The sequence below is a fragment of the Clostridium sp. genome, from assembly GCF_047777555.1.
GTDB lineage: Bacteria > Bacillota > Clostridia > Clostridiales > Clostridiaceae > Clostridium_H.
In genome coordinates, this window is the sequence record NZ_JBKEEV010000005.1 from 13567 (window position 1) to 34765 (window position 21199).

Consider the following 21199-nt stretch of genomic DNA (forward strand, 5'->3'; position numbering starts at 1 on the left):
ATAAAATAAAAAGAAAAATTGCGAAAGGATGCTTCGCAATTTACCTAGACTTATATATTCTATAGTCTATGTTAGGAAAGATATTATCTAATTCTTCTATGCTGGAAAGCCACCTTCCGTCTATTGAGGCTTTTGTTATCTGTTCATATAATTTATTAAACCTATCAACATGAATATTTATTCTTTTTATTGCATATTCTACAGCGGTATTGTTCTTTATTATAAAAGGCCAATCAGAGGATTCTGCTAACATAAGTTCCCTTGCAGCTTGATTTAAAGCTCTTTCTTCAAGCCCTCTTGATTCCAAATAAGTATTTGAAAGTCTTATCATTTTTTGTTCGCACTTATGAAGATCCTTATATACCCAGTGATTTGATGGATTTAGCCATACTGAATAATCACTATTTTCTCCCCAACTTGATGGGCACGGTCTACAGCATTGAACCACAGGGTACTTTTTTAAATATTCTCCTGGAGTAGTAAGCTCATAGTATATCCAATCTTCTGAGCTTTTCCTTATAAATTCATTTATAAAATCCGGTCCTTCAAACCACCAATGGCCATATAATTCTGTATCATAAGGACAAACTATTATAGGTTTAACTTCCATATCCTGATGCAGAGAAACTATTTGATAGTTCCTTCCTTCTGCAAAATGAGCTGCGTGTTCTTTAGCCTTTCTTATAGCATTTTCTCTGTTATAGTACTCTTTAATATCTGTCTTTCCAGTTATTTTATAATATTTTATTCCAGTATCAACTCTTATTCCTGCTCTATTTATATATGGAGCTATGTATTCCATAGGTGCATCATAGCCTAAATCCCTATAAAACTCTCTATAATTAAAATCTCCTGGATACCCCATAAAACTGCTCCAAACCTGCCTTGAGGATTCCATATCTCTGCCAAAAGCGCATATTCCATTAGAGGTAGCAATAGGCGCATGAGTTCCATATCTAGGTCTAGGTTCAGCATGTAATATAGCTTTGCTTTCAGAAATAAAATACTCTATTCCATATTTCTTTAATATATCATCTAAAGAATAATCATAAGCACATTCTGGAAGCCATATGCCTTTCGGTTCATGTCCTATACAATCTGTATAAGATTTCACAGCTGTAGCAATTTGAGCTCTTACAGCCTCTGGATTTATACTTATAAGAGGAAGAAGGGCATGAGTAGCTGAGCAGGTTATTATTTCTAAATATCCAAGTTTATCAAATTTTTTAAATGCATTCATAAGCCTATAGTCATAAGACTTATATATAGATAATATCTTTTTAAATCTATTATTATAAAAAATAGCTAGTTTTTGTAATTCCTTATCCTCCTTTGTACGAACAATCTCTTTTTCTGTTAACTCTATTGATTGTTTTAGATATTGAATATATCTATTATTTAAATATTCATCCTCCAGCATAGACATAAGAGGCGGTGTTATGGACATAGTAATCTTAAATTTTATATTATCCTTTATTAAACCATCGTATACTTCAATCAATGGTATATAGCATTCACTCATAGCCTCAAATAACCATCTTTCTTCAAGAGCATCCTCCGCTTCTGGATGTCTTATAAATGGCATATGGCTGTGAAGTACTAGTGAAACATATCCTTTAGTCAAGTCTATTCCCCCTTATATTTATATAATGCACCTCTGTATTTTCTGATTCTGTATCCCTTGGAGTAGTCACACTATTTGAAGCAGCAACAGATACAAATTTTCCTGTAGGCAAAAGCCTTCCAAGCTTTACAAACACATTTAAATTAGATTCTTTTAAATTAATGTACCAATTATCTGCGAAACTATCCAAATGTATTGTTTCTATCTCTCTTGTAATTCCATCTTTTACTTCACAAACCTTTAAGATAGGCTTAGAATTTTTCCAAGAATCTTGTCCATAAATATCCTCGAATTCTTTTATAGTCATAGGAGAAACATTATAATAACAAAATACTACATGAGCACTTTGAACCATAAGTACTACATTAGATTTTTCATATTGTGTCATATTTATCACCTCGCTTACCTAATTTATTCTATTATACCTTATTTTGGAATATATGTCACTTACTTAATATATATAACTTACCCTTTTAGCATAAAATAATATATAGTAATTTTTAGGAGACCTTTATGCTAAAAAGTAAATTTTCTTCTCCATTTTTTAAGCTACTGATTTTATTAATTTTTATAATCATAATGGAAGCTGTTATAATCTATATAGGATACAAAACTTCCTTAGATTTTCTTCATCTAACTATATTCCTAGAGTTTTTATATTAAAAAAATTAGAAGTTTAGGAAGTTTAGATTTTTATTCACTTCTAAACCTCTTAACTTCTAATGTTATTTTAACTTCAGTTTTATTAAATAATTTTTGCTACTGATTAAATATTTCCTGATTCTGAATTAGGCTAAGTTTTAAAGCTAATATTACTTTTTTCCGCATACCTTTAAAAGTTTCCGCGTCTTCTAATGTATCTTGTAAAAGACTTATATTTTCTTTTATGTTTGTTTCCATTATTTTTATTTCATTTAATTTGCAGTAAATTTTTTCATTAAGGAATTTAAAGTATTCATAATCTTTTTCACCAATGTCTGTGCCATTTTTATCAGGATTGATAACTTCTAATTCTATCATTGAAAGGTCTTTTCGAATTATTGGTGGGACTGTAAAAGAAACCTTTGTAGAACATTGTAAAGGAATATTGAAAGTAGCTTTTTTTATATCTCCACTGATTGTATGTGTTCTAATATTACTTGCAGTGGCATATTCTATGTCTTCCTTTAAAAAGCCTTTTATAAATAGCTTATCTGTACCTAGGATTAAATCGCATTTACTTAAAAAAACACTTTTTTCTAAGGATTTTATCTGAAAAACAGGTTCTGGAAATTTTATAAGTGCTTCTATAAAAATATGCATCTCAAATTCTGACAATACAATAGGTATTTTAGCTACTCCCGACTTAAATGATAGATTGCTATTTAACTCCTCGCTCCTAACAAGTTCAATGGTAGTACTTTCACAAGATATAACCTTTGAACTTGGGATGATTTCATAATCTCTATCTTCTAGCTCACTTGCACTATCTTCTTCTATAACATCTTCAGTATCATAGAGTTTACTTGAATTATTTACAGGATCTATATCATCCATTTTTTTTATAACTTCTACATCATGAGATCCTTCGTTATTTTCATATGTATCTAATGTATTATATTCCTTTTTTAAATCTATACTATCCTTTGGAACTTCTTTTATTCTCATGTTGCTTTCTTTGATTTTTTCAATTAATGCTTTTAAAATTATAATAACTGCAGCCAATTTTTGCTCTGATGTCAAATCTTCCGCTGAATACACTTTATCATCATGGTCACTGTGATGATTATGTTTATGTTTTTTTGACATATAATATCCTCCCTATTATTAGTGCTATAAATTTCAAGGAAACCTCGGAATAGAGGTTTCCTTATACTTGAACTTCTGTTAGAGTATAAATTCTAACAGAAGAAAGTTTATATTATTTAGCAAGCTGATTTAGCAAAAACTGAAAGTGTTGAATTGCTTACATCAAGAATATTATCAGGATCTCCATTTACGGCTGCAATTATCTTAACCGTGTAAGTGCAGCATCCTGGGCAGCTATTGCATTCACAGTGGCTAAAGCTATAAGAATTAGTAATCTGTTCACGACTATCTCTAAAGTCAATTACATAGTCCCAAGTTCCACATTGTATTTCATCGCCATTTTCACATTGTTTGAATAATGCAAAAGTTAATCTAGTTGGAACAGCTACATCATCAAGATTTATATGCCTTATAATAGCACTAAAATTGAATAATACTACTGGATTTTTTAAACAAGTTGTGTCAATAGTAACACATCCTAATGATCTAGGTTCAAAACGTGTTGTACCTGTGTCAGTTCCTGGTATTGTTGTTCCTGTCCCTTGAGCGCATTCGAAAATTATTGGATAAGGGCATGGATTTTTAGGGCAGCATTTTTCATACTTGTGCTCATCACAGCATGATTTCTCATAATAACCGCATTTATCATATCTATCATAATCGTCTTTTTTGTAGCATTTCTTTTCCTCACGGCAATCACATTTCTCATAATCGCGTTTGTCTTCATAGTCGTAATAAACTTTCATAATATAAAATCCACCTCTATTATCCTAGCGTGTCTAATTTTTTAACTTTTGGAAAGCGGCACTTCTCTTATCAATTTTATAGATAGCTAGTCTACTTTTAATATTTCTGCATTATATACTTTTTAGTTTTTAAAAAGTGCACACCCTTCTAATATACTATATGATTAATTTCCATAACGGTTACAGAAATTTATCAATATTTTTCTGGCATGCATTTGTCACATTCACATTCGTCAAATTTATCTTCTTCATCATAGTCGCATTCTTTATAATCTGGTTTTGGGATATACACCTGTTGATTTTGTAATAATTTAATTCCCATATAAACTACCATTTTTTCAGTGAATCTACGGAAACAATTTTCCTCTGTAAATCCTTCAGCACAACGTCTATCGCGATCATAAATATCTGATTCTAAAATCTTTACCCATTCTAATTCACAAAAAACAGGTTCATGATATCTGTTGTAGTGTACCCAAGAATCTTCCTCATCACTTGGACAAATCATAGTATCATCTATAGGTGTTAATCTTTCTTTTACAGACTTTCCGTATATAGGATATCTATCCAACTTAATAGCTGTACAGCAGTGGAAAGGAACATTAACAGTAGTATGCTGTACATTACCACTTATACTATCTTCGCTGACACATTCCACAGTAGAGTATTGGATATTTTTTTGAATATATCCTCTAAGGAATAATTTATTTGTGTGAGGTACTAGATAGCATTGAGTTAAGCATACTTTTTTATCTATTGTTTTTATATCAAATGCACGCTGCTCTAACCTAATATCTGCCTCTACATCTATTTGCACCTTACATTCTGATAACACAACTGGAACTTTAACTACCATTGGGCCTTTATTTCCCATAGGTTTGAAGCACTCACTATCGCATTCACATAAAGTAACTGGTCCAATAACTGCAGACTCACATGCAGCACTCTGTTGATTACATTCAAAATCATTTGCTGAATTGTTTATAATCATTATTCCATCTCCCTTTATACTCTTTAGTATATGAAACTTCAAAATTAGTTAAACTAATCTTAAAGCTTCACACCTACTAATATAGTATTCACAACTACAAAATTTGCTACTTTCTCATGTCCAACATTTCAAATTGAGCTATTCTTCATCATGCTTATAAATGGAGACTTCCCTTCCAATCATTCCCCTTTCAGGATCAAATCCAACTTCTATATTTATATATTCATTATCTTTATCCTTATCGCATTTCTCTACTATTAGCACATCCCCATTAGGCTCTGGAATATAAACTTGTTGATTCTGCAATACCTTTAATCTAATATATATAACCATTTTCTCAACTATTTCTAGAATAGGTTTTTCATGCGGATCCATATTATAATATTGGCATTGGTCATTTAAAAAATCTGTTTCTAATATTTTTGCCTGCTCTAATTCACAGTAAATTGGTTCATATAGTTTACTGTAGTGAATCCATGAATCCTCTTGTTGATTTTTACTAAGCATATTTTTGTCTAAAGAGTTTAACCTTTCTTTATACTCTTTTCCATAAATAGGTTCCTTGGAAAATTTAATTTTTGTTACACATTTAAATGGAATATTAACTGTGGTATGTTGTATATTGCCACTTGCACTTGATTCATTGGAACAATTAACAGTGGAATATTGTATGTTTTTTTGAACATATCCTGCTATAAAAAGTTTATTTGTATAAGGTATGAGTTTGCACTGAGTAAGATAAACATGTTTATCTACAGTTTTAATATCTAAAGCTGCTTCTTGTAACTTTATCTCTGATTCTACATCAACTTGCACTTCTAGTTCAGATAATACTACGGGAACTTTAGCTATTAATGGACCTGTACGCCCCATAGGAATATAATATTGATTTTTACATTCGTTTAAAATAGTTGAGTCTACTACCTCAGATTCACATTTTAAATTACATCGAGTAACTTGACTGTCAATACTTATTGGATTAATAGGATTTTCATTTAACATATACTTTGCCTCCCTGTTTTTGCTCCTAAGGAAAATTCATATAACACACTAATATAATATTCTTAAAAAATAGATGTGCAACTAATGCTCATTATAAATTTTGTTTTTCTATTATTTTAGTAAAAAAATAAGCTTTAGAAGAGTACATTCTCTTTCTAAAGCTTAAGATATTTTATATTATTCATCTATTGGTTCAAATTGATCTTTTCCAACTCCGCATATAGGACATACCCAATCATCTGGAATATCTTCAAAGGCTGTACCTGGTTCAATTCCGTTATCTGGGTCTCCCTTTTCTGGATCATATATATATCCACATGGTATACATACATATTTCTGCATATTTTTTCCTCCTCAGCTTTTATCGTAATCTTAATAGACTCATACTAGTATTTTTACCAAGTATTCTTATAAAATTCGTTTATTCTACTAATTAATTAAATTGAAAATAAAGCTATTGAACTTTTGCTAGTTCAATAGCTTTAACTTTAAGTAACTTTCCTTATCTTTTAGACAAAAGCGCTTTTATAAATACTTCTGCAGAGCCTACATTTGTTGCAAGGGGTACACCATGAACATCACATATTCTTAAAAGTGCAGAAACATCTGGCTCATGAGGTTGAGCTGTTAATGGATCTCTTAAAAAGATAACCATATCCATATCTCCTGTAGCAACTCTTGCTCCAATCTGCTGATCTCCTCCTAAAGGACCAGATAAAAATCTGTTAACTTCTAACCCAGTTTTCTCATTAATACGCATTCCTGTAGTACCTGTGCCATATAGTTCATGGCTTTTAAAAACTTCCTTATATCTTTCTACAAGCTCAACCATTTCATCTTTCATATTGTCATGCGCTATTAATGCTATTTTCATTAAAATCCCCCCCTAAAAATTAATTTTTTTCCTTCGCATGCCTACATTTAAAACTAATCCTATAGACATAAAGTTAGATAAAGTAGAACTTCCTCCATAGCTCATAAGAGGCAATGTTATTCCTGTAATTGGCATAAGTCCAATTGTCATACCTATATTTTGAAATATTGAAAATAGAAATGATGAAATAACTCCTACTGCTATTATGGAACCGAACAAATCCTTAGATCCCTTTGAAATCTTTATGAATTTATAAAGCAATAATCCATATAAAAATAATAGCACTAGAGCTCCTATTAACCCCCATTCTTCTCCAACTACTGCAAATATAAAATCAGTATGAGCTTCTGGAACGTTATTTCCTGCAACTTGAAGTCCCTTAGTAAAACCTGATCCTAAAATTTTACCAGATCCTATTCCCATAAGAGATTGATTAAGCTGAAAGCCTAATCCTTGTCCATGAGCTTCAGGATTTATAAAAGAAAGAAGCCTACCTTTCCAATAACCTTTCATAAGTGGAGAATTCCATATGATCACTATAAGAGCTGCTATTCCAGTAAGTCCACCAAAAATCACCCTTAAGTCTAATCCTGCTATAAAGAATATGCCTAGAGCTATAAAAAATGTAACCATAGTCATACCCATATCTGGCTGTATTACTATAAGAGTCATAGGTAATATAGCATAAAATGCTAGCTTAAAGAAGTTTCTAGGTTCATTTACTTTTCCCTCCATATCATCTATAAGCTTAGCTAACATAATTATCATACCTAGTTTAGCGAACTCAGAAGGCTGTATAGCACGAGATCCTATTCCTATCCATCCCTTAGCACCCTTATGAACGCTTCCTAAAACAAAGTTGTTTAATATTAGCAGTATTATGCCTGCCCAATATATAATACTCGCATAATTACCTATTACCGCATAATCTACTAGCAGTATTAAATATACCACCAAAAGCCCCATAAGCATCCATATGAATTGAAGTTTAGCATAATATATACCTACATTTCTGAATGTAGCGCTATATATATTTATACAACTAAATAAAACTATGAGTACTGCTATAACTATTACACTATAATCCAGCTGCCTTAGAAGTTTTTTGCTTATCTTAAATCTTTTTAGCACTATAATCCCTCCATACAAAGAAAATTATATCATATAAATAACAAAAAGCTATGCGCAAATTTATAATTTTATGCATAGCTTCTTGTTAAATTTGGGATTCCTGATTATCTTTCCCTCATCTTTTTTATAGGTATACTAGCTACAAGGGCTGGAGAACTGCATTCTACTTCCTCTGTTCTCGTAAGCCTTACATCAACTTCACTATCATCAATTATTACATACTTTGAAATTACATTTAATATATCGTTTTTCATCATCTCTAAAAGTTCTGGAGAGACATTTGATCTATCATGAATTAAAATCAGCTTAAGCCTATCTTTAGCTACTTCTTTAGAGGAAGGTTTGCTTGAAAACAACTTAAATAAGTCCATATAATTTCCTCCTTATCTGCGCTTAAATATTTTTTTTAGCGAAGCTAAAAAACCTGTTTCGCTAGTACTCAATGTCATAAAAGGCACTTTTTCACCTAAAATTCTCTTTGCTATATTTGTAAATGCTTGTCCTGATATAGCCTTATCATTTAGTACTACTGGTTCCCCTTTATTTGTAGCTACAGTTATCTCTTCATCTATTGGAACTATTCCTATAAGTTTAATAGCTAAGCTATCTAAAATATCATTTACATCAAGCATATCTCCTCTTTTTACCATATCATAACTCAAGCGATTGACGATCAATTGATGATTCTCGAGCCCTCTTGCATCTAACTTTCCAATGACTCTATCAGCATCTCTAACAGATGTGACCTCTGGATTAACAACTACAAGTGCCCTATCAGCTCCTATAATTGCGTTTTCAAATCCTTGTTCGATTCCTGCTGGACAATCAATAAGTATATAATCAAATTCTTCTTTTAACTCTTTTATCAAATTTAACATCTGCTCTGGACTTACTTCATTTTTGTCCCTTGTCTGAGCAGTTGGAAGCAGAAATAAATTAGGAAATCTCTTATCTTTAATAAGAGCTTGCTTAACTCTGCATCTTTCTTCTACTACATCAAGAAGAGTAAATACAATTCTATTTTCAAGACCCATAAGTACATCTAGGTTTCTAAGTCCTGTATCTCCATCTACTACAACTACCTTTTTCCCAAGTGATGCAATGGCAGTTCCGATATTAGCAGTGGTTGTGGTTTTCCCAACTCCACCTTTTCCTGATGTTATTACTATAGCTTCACTCATAATCTTTTCCTCCATTATACAAATTTATTAGGTAAATATGGTTCTACTATTATAGTGCCATCTTTTATTTTGGCAACTTCAGGGTAATAAGGTTTTTCATCATCTTCTGGAGCACGTGTCATTACATTTGCTATCTGGAGAATCTTTGGCTGAAGTCTAAAAGCAGATATAATCGCCTTCGTATTGCCAGAGTTTCCGGCATGAACGTTTCCTCTTAAATTACCTAAGACAATTACATTTCCTCCAGCATAAACTTCAGATCCTGGATTTACGTCTCCAATTATAACTATATTTCCTGGATATCTAATGATTTGTCCGCTCCTTAAAGTTTTACGATAAAACTTTGTTCGTCCTTCATATACTCCTAAAAAAGTTTTACTTTTTGATTCTTCTATTTCCTCAAAAATGCAATCTTTAATCATAAATTCATCGAATAAAACATCCTTCAATACAATTATCTGCTTTTCATTAAATTCCTTTAGCTGTGTTATGATTTTTATAGTTGCATTCCTATAAAATTTTTTGCCAAGGGTTAACCTTTGTACAAAGTCCTCCATCATATCATCAAAATTTTCAAATTTATTCATGTCAATTACTACACTTAAGCCATCTTTATTCCCTTTTAATATTATACCGTCTTTCAACATATTAACCCTCCATAAACGCCCTATGGTTATATTTCAACATTGTTTTCATAATTCCTTCTTTAATTAAAATAAATTTTAAAAAAACCAGATATATATCTGGTTTTTTACTGTTGCACTCTATTTACTTCTAATTGAGTCTTTTATTGAGACTTATTACTAGTGTTATCTACATTATAATTATACATAGGTACATATTCTGGATACTCATTCTTTAATCTATCCTTAAAATACGTCTCATATATAGCTCTTGCAACAGGGGCAATGCTTCCACCATGGCCACCGTCATATATAACAATTGCAACTGCTATCTCTGGATTATCATATGGAGCAAACCCTACATATACACCATAGGATGCTCTTCCATAATTATCTTGAAACTTATTATAAGTTGCTGAACCAGTCTTTCCACCATTTTTTATAGGAAAGTCTGCAAGAGCACCGCTTGCTGTACCTTCACTAGTAACATCCTTCATTCCTAATTTTACAATTTCAATTGTCTCCGGCTTTAAATTTACCTTCTCAATAATTTCTGGTTTATATTCTTTAACTACATTACCATCTTGATCCAATATCTTATCTACTAAATGCACACTATACCTGTTTCCTCCATTTACAAGGGTTGCAATATAATTTGCAAGCTGTAATGGGGTAAATTGATTTGTACCTTGACCAATGGATGCATCATATACGTTATTTTGATTGTTAATATTAAAATTAGCGTCATCAATAGAATACACAATAGCCAGCCAAGCCTGCTCTATTTGATCTTTAACATATTTATCGTAGCTGAGTTTTTTGCTAACATCACCAGTATAGCTTTTAGAGTACTGAGCATATCCGTTTTCATATTTATTCTTAATGACATCATCTTTTTCAGATAGTTCAAATAGCATATTCTTTATATCTTCTGTACCCTTCTTTTTATACTGCATTTCTTCCAGTATTCTACTTCTTAGTTTTTCTTTAAGCTTTTTAACATCTTCATCATCATTTTCATTATTACTAATACTTATTCCAATGTAATGAGTAGCATATCCTGATGTTCTAGAGTCAGTTCCTTTAGCCAAATAGCCTAATAGGGAGTCTAAATACAGTGTAGAAAATGTCCTTCTTCCTGTCTCTAGATTATATACTTGACCAAACCTTTCAGAAATTTCAATACCAGTTGCTGGCTTTACTCCTTGTGGCGCACCTAGCCCAAACATCCAAGCATAGTGAGCTATAGCATCAAATCCGCCATTATATTTCTTTTGTTGATATAGTCTATCTCCTAACTCAAAAAAGTAATAGTTAATAGATTTTTCTAAAGAAGTTATTAAATCTACTTTTCCATAGTTTATACTATTAAAGTTTCTGCCTTGATATCCATGCTTCGTAAAGATGCTTGATGTGTATATAGATTCATTTCCGTTTACAACTCCTTCTTCTAAAGCTGCAACAGCCGTCAATGGTTTAAAAGTAGAACCAGGAGGCGTAAGTCCTTTTGTAGCATAGTTATATAAAGGTTTCGGATATATGTCATAATAGTCTTGCCTTATAGTAGTGTTATTTTTTATAGTCTTATCTATTGGAAATAGCTTATCCACTATCTGTTGTATAGACATTCCTTTGTAAGCATCTCTTGCTATATAATTTGTTTTTAATAAATTCTGAACATATTTAGTTCCAAATGCTTCTAAATCTGGGCTAAAGTATTGCTGCTGCAATTCTGGAGTAAGTCTACCCGGTACAGCAAACAAATTAGGGTCATATCCAGGCTTACTTACCATAGCTAGGACTCCTCCAGTTTTTACATCTAGTACTACAGCCGCTGCCCTTGTAGCATTAGATGTATCTACGTCGCCTACCCTACCTGCTGCTTGAAGTTGCTTCATTACATCCTCAAGGGACTTTTCAGCGGCATATTGTAAATCTCTATCTACTGTAAGCTGAACAGTCTTTCCTGGATATGGTTCTTTTCTTCCAAGCTCTTTCATTATTCTTCCTTGCTTATTTATTTGAACAATTTTAGTTCCTTTAGAACCTCTTAAAGTACTCTCAAATGCGCCCTCTATACCTGATGCACCTATATAATCCGAACTAGTGTCATACCCTTTTTCTTCATACTGCTCTTGCTGTGAAGAATTAATTTTAGATAGATATCCCAAAAAAGCTGAGCCTAACTCTCCGTAAGGATAAACTCTTACAGGTTCCATAGTAACTTCTATTCCAGGAAGTTCCTCATATTCCTGCATAGTTATAAAAGCTGTATTCTTCTTTATATTTGATGCCACTACTACTGGCTTAAATCCATAATAGCTTTGAAGTTTCATAGCATCCTTAACAAGCATGAATCTTCTTTTTATTTCAATAGAATATTTATTTTTGTTTATATTATATTTTGATACAAGTCCGTCAAAAACTTCATTTGGCATATTTTTATAAAGCTGAGCAAATTGTTCATCTTTTTCTTTAGCCTTTACATTATATTCCTTTAAATAATGTTGTAAATTTTCATTTTCATTCGAACTATTTTCTAAGGCTGTAAACAGTTCAGTATATACTAATTTATTTTCTTCTTTATTTATTCCATAAAGATCCAATAGGTAATTGAAAGTGTCCTCTGGAGTTTTCTTTAAAAGTTCTTCATCAATCTTTGCTTTTTCATCATCATCTAATTCATCCTTTTTCTTATCCGGGAATAGTTCTTGCCTTATCTTATCATCCATTCCTCTATCTTTTTTAAATCTTAGCTCCAAGTTTTTTCTTGTACTAGCATTATCAGTGCTGAATTCAAATCTAAATGGATTTATCTTAAGCTCAAAATCGTCCTTTTGGACCTCTCCATTTTCATCTAAAATTTTAAATACCTTAGCCATAGTTGTAAAAAAATTTTTTTTACTTTCATTTGTTTCTGTAAACACTAAAGTATATCCCTGCTTACTTTCAGCAAGAATATTTCCTTTGGAATCTATTATATTACCCCTTGGTGCAGTTATAGAGATGTTCCTAATAGACTTATTACTTGTCATCTCTTTATACTCATCTGCTTTCACTATCTGAAGATAGACAAGTTTTGATATAATCAAAGAGAATACAATTACCATAATAATCACTAAAGCTGTATATCTATTAAACTTCTTATCTTTTTTCTTTTTTGCTAGGCTAATTTGTTTTTTTGATTTTTTCATAGTTTCAATCACCACTTTTAAAATTTCCAATTCTTCATCATAAAATCTACATTTGAAAGTTTATATACCTTCTTGTACATAAAAATGGTTACTATCATATTGTAAATACTTATATATAGTATAAGTTTACCATCAGTATATTGTTTTACTATATATAATATTGCAAACATTAAAATACCTTTTAAAATGCTCAGAAAAAAACCAGCAATAATAGGTATTAAGGATTTATCCTTAAAGATAGTTTTTCCAATCTCTGCAGCAATTAAGCAAATTAACATGTTGATTAACATGTTAATTCCAAGTCCGTTTGTTAAATAAACATCTTGCAATAATCCAGATAAAACTCCTATAAAAACAGCACTCCAGCTTCCAGCTATAATCGAATAACATATAGCAAAAACAAACAATAAACTAGGGTATGCCCCTTTAATAGAAAAAAAGGGCATAAGTGTATTATCTAGAATCAAAAATAATATTGATAATAGCGATACAGTAATTATTCTTTTCATATTATCTCACCTTAGTATTTAACTTCTCTTTCATTTTTAGGAATTACTACAAACATTTCTTCTAACTTATTGAAATCTACACTTGGTTCAACCAAAGCATTTTTTATAAGTTTCCCTTTATCTTCCTCTATATTTATAATAGTTCCTATCCTTATTCCTTTTGGATACAATCCTCCAAGTCCAGAAGTTAGTACAATATCTCCTTTTTTAGCTTTGGAATCCAAAGGAAGATAATATAGTTTAGCCAAAAGCTTATCATTATAATCCCTATATCCTTTTATAACTCCATCGTTTTCCCTAGTACTATTCACCATTCCTGCAACAGCTATATTTTCATTCACTAAGGATTCGACTATTGACCAATTATTTCCTACATCAGTTACCTGTCCAACTAATCCCCTACCAGTAACTACTACCATCTTCTTTTTTATTCCATCATTAGAGCCTCTATTAATTATAAATCCATCGAGCCAATTATCTCCACTTTTACCGATTATGTCACATCCTATGTATTTATACTCATCCTTTTGATTTTTAAAATTAAGCATTTCTCTTAATCTCTCATTTTCATTAGATAAAGCATCATACTTTAATGCTTTATCTTTAAGCTCAAAGTTTTCTGCTCTCAGTTTTTCGTTTTCCTTTTTTATTTCACCAAAATTAGTAATAAAGCTTATGCTGCCCTTAACTTTACTATTAAATTTATACACAACACTTTGCACCGTATTCAAAACAACACCTATACCATTTTCCGCAGTAGTCATATTTTCTTTTTTTACAGTATACCCAATTAATAATAAAAAGCTAACTGACAGCACAATAACAGTTACTGTCAGTTTATTTTTCAGGAATGACATATCTACTCTTTACTTCCTACTCATTTTATCTATATTATCTAGTGCCTTGCCTGCGCCTACTGCAACACAGTCAAGTGGTGATTCAGCTATGTGTATTGGCATATGAGTTTCATTATGAATAAGTTTGTCAAGACCTCTCAACAAAGCTCCTCCTCCGGTAAGCATTATTCCCTTATCCATTATGTCTGCTGCAAGCTCTGGTGGAGTCTTTTCTAAGTTAGTTTTAATAGCATCAACAATTGAAGCTACTGGCTCACTTAAAGCTTCTCTAATCTCCTCTTCTCCTATTTCGATAACTTTTGGAAGTCCTGTAATAAGGTCTCTTCCTCTTATCTCCATTTTTCTTTCTCCATCAGCGCTTATTTTCACCTTTTGTAGACTTACATTTTCGCTTCCTTTTTCTTTTTCTTCTTCCTCTTCTGTTACTGCTGCAGCTACATCTTCTTCTTTTACTGGATATGCTGAACCTATCTCCATTTTAATATTCTCAGCAGTTCTTTCACCTATCATAAGATTATATTCTTTTTTGATATATGCTATAATAGCCTGGTCAAGTTCATCTCCTGCTATTCTTAGAGATTTACTTGTAACAATACCACCTAAAGACACTACTGCCACCTCAGTAGTTCCTCCTCCTATGTCAACAACCATGCTTCCAGTAGGTTCATGTACTGGAAGACCAGCTCCTATTGCTGCTGCCATAGGTTCTTCCATTAAGAAAACTTCTCTAGCACCAGCTCTTTTGCTAGCTTCTTCAATAGCTCTTTTTTCAACAGCTGTTATTCCTGATGGGAAACACACTACTATTCTTGGACTAGTAAATGCTGATCTTGAGCATACTTTAGCTATAAAACTTTTAAGCATTTCCTCAGTAACATCAAAATCTGCAATTACTCCATCTTTTAATGGCCTTATTGCAACTATATTACCAGGAGTTCTTCCTATCATCTGTTTTGCTTCATTTCCAACTGCTAAAACCTTATTTGTAATCTTATTTATAGCTACAACAGAAGGCTCTCTTAAAACTATTCCCTTTCCTTTAACATAAATTAGGGTGTTAGCTGTACCCAAATCTATTCCAATGTCCTTAGTCATTCCAAATAATCCCACAGTTAATTCTCCTTTCAATTTACAACCTATAAAATGCACTTTTCTTTTAAACTTATATAACTTCCATTTCCAATTATTAAATGGTCTAATAAATCAATTCCTAAAAGCTTGCCACATTCTTTTAATCTTTCAGTAACATCAATATCCTCCTTACTTGGAGTAGGATCTCCTGAAGGATGATTGTGACATACTATAATTGAAGCGCTGTTTTTTATTATAGCTTCACTAAAAACTTCCCTTGGATGAACTATAGAAGAATTTAAACTTCCTATGGATACATCCTTCATGGATATCACTACGTTTTTAGTATTAAGCATTATAACCCTTAAATGTTCTTTTCTAAAATATCTCATTTCTTCCATAACTAAGCTTACAGCATCCTTAGGCTGTTTTATTGAATATATATCTCCTGATTTGTAAGCTCTAAACCTTTTAGCCAGCTCTGCTACAGCTAAAATTTGAGATGCTTTAGCCTTGCCTATACCTTTTAAGCTCATAATTTCTTCACATGACAAACCTAAAAGTCCATTTAATCCTCGACTTTGGCTTAATATTCTACTGCTTAAATTTATTACATTTTCTTTTTGTGTACCAGTTCTTAAAATAATGGCTAGAAGTTCACTATTAGATAAAGCTTCTGCTCCATATTTTAAAAGTCTTTCTCTTGGTCTTTCACATTCTGGCAAATCCATAATTTTAAACATATCTTTCATACATATATGCTCCTTCTATAGATTTACCCCCATCTCCTTAAGCATTTTGTTTAATTTATTTAAAGGAAGACCTACTACACTATAGTAATCTCCTTTTATTTCTTCAACAAACACTCCACCAAATCCTTGTATACCATAAGCTCCAGCTTTATCCATAGACTCTTCTGTTGCTATATATTTTTTTATTTCTTCATCGCTAAGAGAAGAAAATTTAACGTGAGTACATACATAATCTATTTTAATATTTTTTATTTTTGTGTCAACAATAGCAATTCCAGAGTATACTTGATGAATGTTTCCGCTGAGCAACTTTAACATACTAAAAGCTTCTGATTTATTCTTTGGTTTTCCTAGCACATGGTCTTTAAAGGAAACTATAGTATCGCATCCTATTATAATAGCATCATTATCAATTTTACTAGCCACGTCTAACGCTTTTCCTTTTGCAAGCTCCATTACATAATCACTACAGTTTCCTTTAAACTTTACTCCTTCCTCATCAAAATCGCTTGCAATTATAGAAAAATCATTAGTAATTCTTCGAAGAAGTTCCTGTCTCCTTTCGGAAGCGGATGCTAAAACCAAGTTCATAAGATCACTCCTAATATTTTCTATATAATAATATAGCCAAAATTACTCCGATTATAGCCATTATGTTTACATAAAAGTTAACTCCAAAAGTAAGCTCAACAACTTTTAAATTCAGTATAAATGGATTTGAAGTTCCAATACGATAAGTATTTTTTAAAAAGCTTAATGCTTCAAAACTATTTCCAAGAACTTCTCCAAGGAAACTTCCGCATATTCCTCCTAATAATACCATAAAAACCAAAAAATTATTACTTTTAGCGTTACCCCTCACTTTATGTACTCCTTTAACTTTTTTATCTTATATAGTTTAACATTTAATAAATTCTTAAACAAGTCATTAAATATATAATTTTTATGAATTTATTTTATACTATATTTTAAAAAAGCACCCAAAATAATTTTGGAATGTCTTTACATATTTATATCTTTAATTCCTTTAATTTTTTATATAAATATATATTATATTCTTCTAAATTCTCTTTATGCACTTCCTGTGGTAAATTACTTACGTATTTTTTTAAATCTGATAACACACTATAATTCTTATCATCTTCACTTACTTCTTTTAGATTAGCACACCATTCTTTTAATTGCTTTGTCTGTACTGATTTTACTTCATCCTTGGATAATTTGTCCAAAATCTGCAGTTCTGCATCCACAATCTGAATTATTTGCAAATCACAGGGGTTGTTTAAATCATATTTAAAACTTACTTTAGAAAAATCTATCTTATTTTCCTCAAGTTTTTTTATAACTTCATTTGCTTTATCTTCAGTGTATATCCCAAGAATCACTTTTGTTTTATTATTTTCTTCCACTATAAAAGGTTTACCAATAGCTAATAGGCTTGTTTTTATTTTTTCAGCATTCTCTTTATTAGAAAAAACCCCACATTGAATAGCTAAAATTTTTTTATCTAAGATAGGTTGTACACTTTTCTTTGGAATCTTCGTAGAATTGGAAGAACCTTGCTTATTAATATCTTTTATAAATAAATTTGATATTATACTTCCAGAAATAAATGCTAATATTAATATTCCACATATTAAAAAGATAAACATGAAAGTATATCCCATAATATTTTTATAACTTTTCTTCTTATAAATCATATCTAGTATATCCCATAATCATCCTCCTAAATTGATTTATTATACTTCCAGAAATAAATGCTAATATTAATTTCCCATATTAAAAAGATTAGTATTTTTATCTTTCTTCTTTAAAAAATAATCATATCTAGTATATATAATATTCCTATAAATTTAACAATTTTTCCCTTAGTTCTATATTATTTATAAATTTTTTTTATGCTAAAAAGCCCCAATCAAATTCGACTGAGACTTTTTCTTAGATATTCATTATATATGTATTTATCATTCTATTATTCTTCTTGCCTTTGAATATCTGGATTCATAATAAGATTCATTCAATTCACTTACCATAACTCTTTTTCGTCCTGAGGATGCATGTATAAACTTGCCATTACCTATATATATTCCAACATGGCTATTGGATCCCGACGTATTAAAGAATACCAAATCACCAGCCTTTAAACTTTTTCTAGATACAGATCTGCCCATTTCAGCTTGAGCCCCTGTATAATGAGGAAGAGAATATCCAAATTTTTTATAAACATAAGAAGTAAATCCTGAGCAGTCAAAAGAGTTGGGACCGGAAGATGCCCAAACATAAGGTTTGCCTAAAAACTTATATGAATATTCAACTAAACTACTAGACACACTGCTGCTTCCCCTTGATATCCTTTCTTTTTCTGATTTAGCTTGTGGAACCTTTATTACCCTATTACTCTGTATCTTCGCGGAACGGACACTGGTACTATTAGTTTCTTGAACTCCCGTATCCGCTTTGGCTTCATAAGTATTAATATACATCACAGCAGTAACTACAAATAAAAACAGGACCTTAATTAAAATTTTTCTTTGTTTAATCTTCATCCTTACTTCCTCCTAAAATATATTAATTATGTTAACGTTATCATAAGCTTCTATACTACACCTGCAAATTGACTCATATTTTATCCTTGCATAAATATTTATATATATTTTAAATTATATTTTATAAAGTAAATTCTTGTCAACATTGTTATCAGTATCAATAAATACTAGATCTTATCACTGCAATTCACCAATATAATGCTCTTATCATCTACTCCTTGTAATAACTTTATAGGATTAAATTGATTTTCCTTCCAAAAGCCTAAAGTTTTAAAGTTTGTTTTTTGGATTTTTGCATAAAACCTAACTATTCCGCAGTCTTTTGAAAAATAATTTATAATATAGTTTAATATCTGACTTCCTAGACCTTTACTTCTTGCTTTGCTTCCTATTAAAAAATAAACCAACCAAACTTCATTAGGATTTTTAAATTCTACTTTTCCTTTAATTATTCCTATTAAATCTTTATCTTTATAAACCTTCAAAAAGAACTCGCACTCATTAAGGTAGTATTCTAAAAATCTTTCGTAAAAGTCATCATATTCAATAAAATTATCTTCATACTGAAGCCAACCATATACTCCAAGTAAGTCTTCTTTTTCTATGCTTGAAATTTTTATATCATCAAATTCTAAGTTAATATGGAACATAAACCACACCTCTATATTTTATTTCTACATAGAGAGCAATTTTCCTTTAAAAAAAATAACTCTTGGTTTTATTTATCCAAGAGTTATTTTTAGTGTAATTGTATAAAAATTTCCACTGTATTCAAAGTTAAAATATATTGTAATAATTAATCTTCATAATACATCAAAGTAAGTCTTATAATCCTTCTTATATACCTTTTTGCCATAGGATATGACATTCCACATCTTCTTAGCAATGCAAATATCCCCGAATTGTATCTTTCAATTTTCATAAGTATTTTATTTATATCATCTGCATCATAATCCCTTGTTTTTTTGTTATCAGAATTATTAAATTCATCTTTTTCATCACGATAGTCTTCATCTTCCATTTCCATCATATTCATACCGTGAAGATTTTCTTCGTACATCTGCGGCATCATGCCCTGCATATTTGGAGACATCATTTCTGGCATCATACCTTGCATATTTGGAGACATCATGCCCATCATTCCCTGAGGCATCATCATATTATGCATTTCATAAGGCATCATACCCATCATAGGATATAATCCTTGATTTCCTTGAGGCATGCCCATCATTCCCTGCATACATGGTGGGGTCATTGCTGGAGCCATGCCTTGCATGTACATAGGCATAGGTATCATATCATACTCCATATCCATATCCATGTCCATATTAGAGTTTATTTTCTCCTCTTCAGCCTTATTAGCCTTATTTAATCTATCAGCTGTGCTAAAATCCATATACATACCCTCCATAATAATTATAACTACATTATTAAATTATGCATATGGTGGTATTTTAAGCACAATTTTTTACTATAATTTACTCCATAGCTATTAACCTAACTCTAACCACATCATTCATATTTTTTACTTCATCAATAAAGCTATTTAAATCTATTTCCATATTCGATATGTCGAAAGTTATAGTAACACTGGCTGCATTGTTTACAGGTATATCCTGATTTATTGTTAATATATTTCCATTTACCTGAGCTATTCTATCTAATATTTTAGATAGAGTACCAGCTTTATGAGATAACAAAAATCCTATGGTAGCTTTTTGAACATGAGTTCCCTCTGATATAGAGAATACAAAATCCTTATACTTGTAGTAGGAGCTTCTGCTAATTCCCACCACCTTTACAACTTCAGTTATATCTTTACATTTTCCTGTTCTTAAAAGTTCTTTTGCTTGAACTACCTTTTCAAAAACTTCAGATAAAATTTTTGTATTTATTATCAAAAACTTATCCATTTTTCCTCCTAAAAATAAATACTCTAGTTTTTATTATCTCTCCTCAATTCATTATTATACTATCTTTTAATAATACAATTCAAGATGATAGTGTTAGTAAAGAATTTATCTTAGCTTTTCAATTTTCTTCTCTCACAAAAAATAAAGGTACCGCACATTTTAAAAATTGAATATTTCATCAAACGTACCATACTTTTTATAAGGATTTTCTTATTTAAAAAAAAGAAAAATCCTTGAAACGCTCAAATCAAGGATTTTCTTGGTGCAGAAGATGGGACTTGAACCCATACACCTCTCGGTATACGCCCCTTAAACGCACGCGTCTGCCTATTCCGCCACTCCTGCATAACGAATATTAAAATCTGTAATATTATTATACTACCATAACATTCGTTGT

24 protein-coding genes and 1 tRNA gene are annotated in these 21199 nt (G+C 31.0%); all 25 read right to left on the bottom strand.

The annotated features are described in order from the left end of the window. Positions 1 to 40: 40 nt before the first annotated feature. The 25 genes from ACFWTK_RS09200 to ACFWTK_RS09320 all read right to left on the bottom strand — a co-directional run bounded on the left by ACFWTK_RS09200 (position 41) and on the right by ACFWTK_RS09320 (position 21147). Positions 41 to 1624, bottom strand: coding sequence for a glycoside hydrolase family 57 protein (locus ACFWTK_RS09200; RefSeq protein WP_415875724.1), 1584 nt, complete (start codon positions 1622 to 1624; stop codon positions 41 to 43). Next, the gene (locus tag ACFWTK_RS09205) at positions 1617 to 2012 is read right to left on the bottom strand and encodes a DUF4912 domain-containing protein (protein WP_415875725.1); all 396 of its coding nucleotides are present in this window, start codon (positions 2010 to 2012) and stop codon (positions 1617 to 1619) included. Before ACFWTK_RS09205 ends, ACFWTK_RS09200 begins: the two co-directional genes overlap by 8 nt. Positions 2013 to 2383: 371 nt before the next feature. Further along, complete coding sequence (locus ACFWTK_RS09210) at positions 2384 to 3412, bottom strand: CsxC family protein (protein WP_415875726.1); 1029 nt, start codon at positions 3410 to 3412, stop codon at positions 2384 to 2386. 116 nt (positions 3413 to 3528) lie between these two features. After that, on the bottom strand, positions 3529 to 4158 hold the full coding sequence (locus ACFWTK_RS09215) for a DUF4489 domain-containing protein (RefSeq protein WP_415875727.1): 630 nt from the start codon (positions 4156 to 4158) through the stop codon (positions 3529 to 3531). A gap of 193 nt (positions 4159 to 4351) precedes the next feature. Beyond that, positions 4352 to 5149, bottom strand: coding sequence for a CsxC family protein (locus tag ACFWTK_RS09220; protein ID WP_415875728.1), 798 nt, complete (start codon positions 5147 to 5149; stop codon positions 4352 to 4354). A gap of 138 nt (positions 5150 to 5287) precedes the next feature. Beyond that, complete coding sequence (locus ACFWTK_RS09225) at positions 5288 to 6151, bottom strand: CsxC family protein (protein ID WP_415875729.1); 864 nt, start codon at positions 6149 to 6151, stop codon at positions 5288 to 5290. A gap of 177 nt (positions 6152 to 6328) precedes the next feature. Further along, on the bottom strand, positions 6329 to 6493 hold the full coding sequence (rd, locus tag ACFWTK_RS09230; RefSeq protein WP_415875730.1) for a rubredoxin: 165 nt from the start codon (positions 6491 to 6493) through the stop codon (positions 6329 to 6331). 160 nt (positions 6494 to 6653) lie between these two features. Then, positions 6654 to 7025: a methylglyoxal synthase gene (gene mgsA / locus ACFWTK_RS09235; RefSeq protein ID WP_415875731.1), complete on the bottom strand. Its 372-nt coding sequence runs from the start codon at positions 7023 to 7025 to the stop codon at positions 6654 to 6656. A 12-nt stretch (positions 7026 to 7037) separates the two neighbouring features. Continuing rightward, positions 7038 to 8156, bottom strand: coding sequence for a rod shape-determining protein RodA (gene rodA / locus ACFWTK_RS09240; RefSeq protein WP_415875732.1), 1119 nt, complete (start codon positions 8154 to 8156; stop codon positions 7038 to 7040). Positions 8157 to 8260: 104 nt separating this feature from the next. Further along, positions 8261 to 8527: a cell division topological specificity factor MinE gene (minE, locus tag ACFWTK_RS09245; RefSeq protein ID WP_415875733.1), complete on the bottom strand. Its 267-nt coding sequence runs from the start codon at positions 8525 to 8527 to the stop codon at positions 8261 to 8263. 12 nt (positions 8528 to 8539) lie between these two features. Next, complete coding sequence (gene minD / locus ACFWTK_RS09250; protein WP_415875734.1) at positions 8540 to 9337, bottom strand: septum site-determining protein MinD; 798 nt, start codon at positions 9335 to 9337, stop codon at positions 8540 to 8542. Positions 9338 to 9351: 14 nt separating this feature from the next. Continuing rightward, entirely contained in the window at positions 9352 to 9984 is a 633-nt protein-coding gene (gene minC, locus ACFWTK_RS09255) for a septum site-determining protein MinC (RefSeq protein WP_415875735.1), read from the bottom strand. Positions 9985 to 10124: 140 nt separating this feature from the next. After that, positions 10125 to 13154: a penicillin-binding transpeptidase domain-containing protein gene (locus tag ACFWTK_RS09260; protein WP_415875736.1), complete on the bottom strand. Its 3030-nt coding sequence runs from the start codon at positions 13152 to 13154 to the stop codon at positions 10125 to 10127. A gap of 17 nt (positions 13155 to 13171) precedes the next feature. Next, positions 13172 to 13663, bottom strand: coding sequence for a rod shape-determining protein MreD (gene mreD / locus ACFWTK_RS09265; RefSeq protein WP_415875737.1), 492 nt, complete (start codon positions 13661 to 13663; stop codon positions 13172 to 13174). An 11-nt stretch (positions 13664 to 13674) separates the two neighbouring features. Then, the gene (mreC, locus tag ACFWTK_RS09270; protein ID WP_415875738.1) at positions 13675 to 14520 is read right to left on the bottom strand and encodes a rod shape-determining protein MreC; all 846 of its coding nucleotides are present in this window, start codon (positions 14518 to 14520) and stop codon (positions 13675 to 13677) included. Between the two features lie 9 nt (positions 14521 to 14529). Beyond that, on the bottom strand, positions 14530 to 15630 hold the full coding sequence (locus tag ACFWTK_RS09275) for a rod shape-determining protein (RefSeq protein WP_415875739.1): 1101 nt from the start codon (positions 15628 to 15630) through the stop codon (positions 14530 to 14532). 26 nt (positions 15631 to 15656) lie between these two features. After that, on the bottom strand, positions 15657 to 16343 hold the full coding sequence (gene radC / locus ACFWTK_RS09280) for a RadC family protein (protein ID WP_061857146.1): 687 nt from the start codon (positions 16341 to 16343) through the stop codon (positions 15657 to 15659). A gap of 15 nt (positions 16344 to 16358) precedes the next feature. After that, positions 16359 to 16934, bottom strand: a complete 576-nt coding sequence (locus ACFWTK_RS09285; protein WP_415875740.1) for a Maf-like protein — start codon at positions 16932 to 16934, stop codon at positions 16359 to 16361. Between the two features lie 10 nt (positions 16935 to 16944). Further along, complete coding sequence (locus ACFWTK_RS09290; RefSeq protein WP_061857148.1) at positions 16945 to 17205, bottom strand: DUF4321 domain-containing protein; 261 nt, start codon at positions 17203 to 17205, stop codon at positions 16945 to 16947. A 148-nt stretch (positions 17206 to 17353) separates the two neighbouring features. After that, positions 17354 to 18043 carry an SPOR domain-containing protein gene (locus tag ACFWTK_RS09295; protein WP_415875741.1) on the bottom strand — a complete coding sequence of 230 codons (690 nt, stop codon included), beginning with the start codon at positions 18041 to 18043 and terminating at the stop codon, positions 17354 to 17356. A gap of 264 nt (positions 18044 to 18307) precedes the next feature. Then, positions 18308 to 18889 (bottom strand): C40 family peptidase, encoded by a 582-nt coding sequence (locus tag ACFWTK_RS09300; RefSeq protein ID WP_415875742.1) that lies wholly within the window; start codon positions 18887 to 18889, stop codon positions 18308 to 18310. A 167-nt stretch (positions 18890 to 19056) separates the two neighbouring features. Continuing rightward, positions 19057 to 19539 (bottom strand): GNAT family N-acetyltransferase, encoded by a 483-nt coding sequence (locus ACFWTK_RS09305; protein WP_415875743.1) that lies wholly within the window; start codon positions 19537 to 19539, stop codon positions 19057 to 19059. 146 nt (positions 19540 to 19685) lie between these two features. Then, positions 19686 to 20285, bottom strand: a complete 600-nt coding sequence (locus tag ACFWTK_RS09310) for a hypothetical protein (protein ID WP_415875744.1) — start codon at positions 20283 to 20285, stop codon at positions 19686 to 19688. An 82-nt stretch (positions 20286 to 20367) separates the two neighbouring features. Beyond that, positions 20368 to 20802 carry an ACT domain-containing protein gene (locus ACFWTK_RS09315; RefSeq protein WP_415875745.1) on the bottom strand — a complete coding sequence of 145 codons (435 nt, stop codon included), beginning with the start codon at positions 20800 to 20802 and terminating at the stop codon, positions 20368 to 20370. Positions 20803 to 21062: 260 nt separating this feature from the next. Then, a tRNA-Leu gene (locus tag ACFWTK_RS09320) sits at positions 21063 to 21147 on the bottom strand. Between the last annotated feature and the right edge of the window lie 52 nt (positions 21148 to 21199).

Excerpts from the sequence above, each read along its gene's own strand:
- ACFWTK_RS09310 (WP_415875744.1), bottom strand. The coding sequence starts at position 20,285 with ATGGATTTTAGCACAGCTGATAGATTAAATAAGGCTAATAAGGCTGAA.
- rd (WP_415875730.1), bottom strand. The coding sequence starts at position 6,493 with ATGCAGAAATATGTATGTATACCATGTGGATATATATATGATCCAGAA.
- ACFWTK_RS09210 (WP_415875726.1), bottom strand. The coding sequence starts at position 3,412 with ATGTCAAAAAAACATAAACATAATCATCACAGTGACCATGATGATAAA.
- radC (WP_061857146.1), bottom strand. The coding sequence starts at position 16,343 with ATGAAAGATATGTTTAAAATTATGGATTTGCCAGAATGTGAAAGACCA.
- ACFWTK_RS09300 (WP_415875742.1), bottom strand. The coding sequence starts at position 18,889 with ATGAAGATTAAACAAAGAAAAATTTTAATTAAGGTCCTGTTTTTATTT.
- ACFWTK_RS09220 (WP_415875728.1), bottom strand. The coding sequence starts at position 5,149 with ATGATTATAAACAATTCAGCAAATGATTTTGAATGTAATCAACAGAGT.
- mreD (WP_415875737.1), bottom strand. The coding sequence starts at position 13,663 with ATGAAAAGAATAATTACTGTATCGCTATTATCAATATTATTTTTGATT.
- ACFWTK_RS09295 (WP_415875741.1), bottom strand. The coding sequence starts at position 18,043 with ATGATTTATAAGAAGAAAAGTTATAAAAATATTATGGGATATACTTTC.
- minD (WP_415875734.1), bottom strand. The coding sequence starts at position 9,337 with ATGAGTGAAGCTATAGTAATAACATCAGGAAAAGGTGGAGTTGGGAAA.
- ACFWTK_RS09225 (WP_415875729.1), bottom strand. The coding sequence starts at position 6,151 with ATGTTAAATGAAAATCCTATTAATCCAATAAGTATTGACAGTCAAGTT.
- mreC (WP_415875738.1), bottom strand. The coding sequence starts at position 14,520 with ATGTCATTCCTGAAAAATAAACTGACAGTAACTGTTATTGTGCTGTCA.
- minC (WP_415875735.1), bottom strand. The coding sequence starts at position 9,984 with ATGTTGAAAGACGGTATAATATTAAAAGGGAATAAAGATGGCTTAAGT.
- ACFWTK_RS09285 (WP_415875740.1), bottom strand. The coding sequence starts at position 16,934 with ATGAACTTGGTTTTAGCATCCGCTTCCGAAAGGAGACAGGAACTTCTT.
- ACFWTK_RS09305 (WP_415875743.1), bottom strand. The coding sequence starts at position 19,539 with ATGTTCCATATTAACTTAGAATTTGATGATATAAAAATTTCAAGCATA.
- ACFWTK_RS09315 (WP_415875745.1), bottom strand. The coding sequence starts at position 20,802 with ATGGATAAGTTTTTGATAATAAATACAAAAATTTTATCTGAAGTTTTT.
- ACFWTK_RS09260 (WP_415875736.1), bottom strand. The coding sequence starts at position 13,154 with ATGAAAAAATCAAAAAAACAAATTAGCCTAGCAAAAAAGAAAAAAGAT.
- minE (WP_415875733.1), bottom strand. The coding sequence starts at position 8,527 with ATGGACTTATTTAAGTTGTTTTCAAGCAAACCTTCCTCTAAAGAAGTA.
- ACFWTK_RS09205 (WP_415875725.1), bottom strand. The coding sequence starts at position 2,012 with ATGACACAATATGAAAAATCTAATGTAGTACTTATGGTTCAAAGTGCT.
- ACFWTK_RS09215 (WP_415875727.1), bottom strand. The coding sequence starts at position 4,158 with ATGAAAGTTTATTACGACTATGAAGACAAACGCGATTATGAGAAATGT.
- mgsA (WP_415875731.1), bottom strand. The coding sequence starts at position 7,025 with ATGAAAATAGCATTAATAGCGCATGACAATATGAAAGATGAAATGGTT.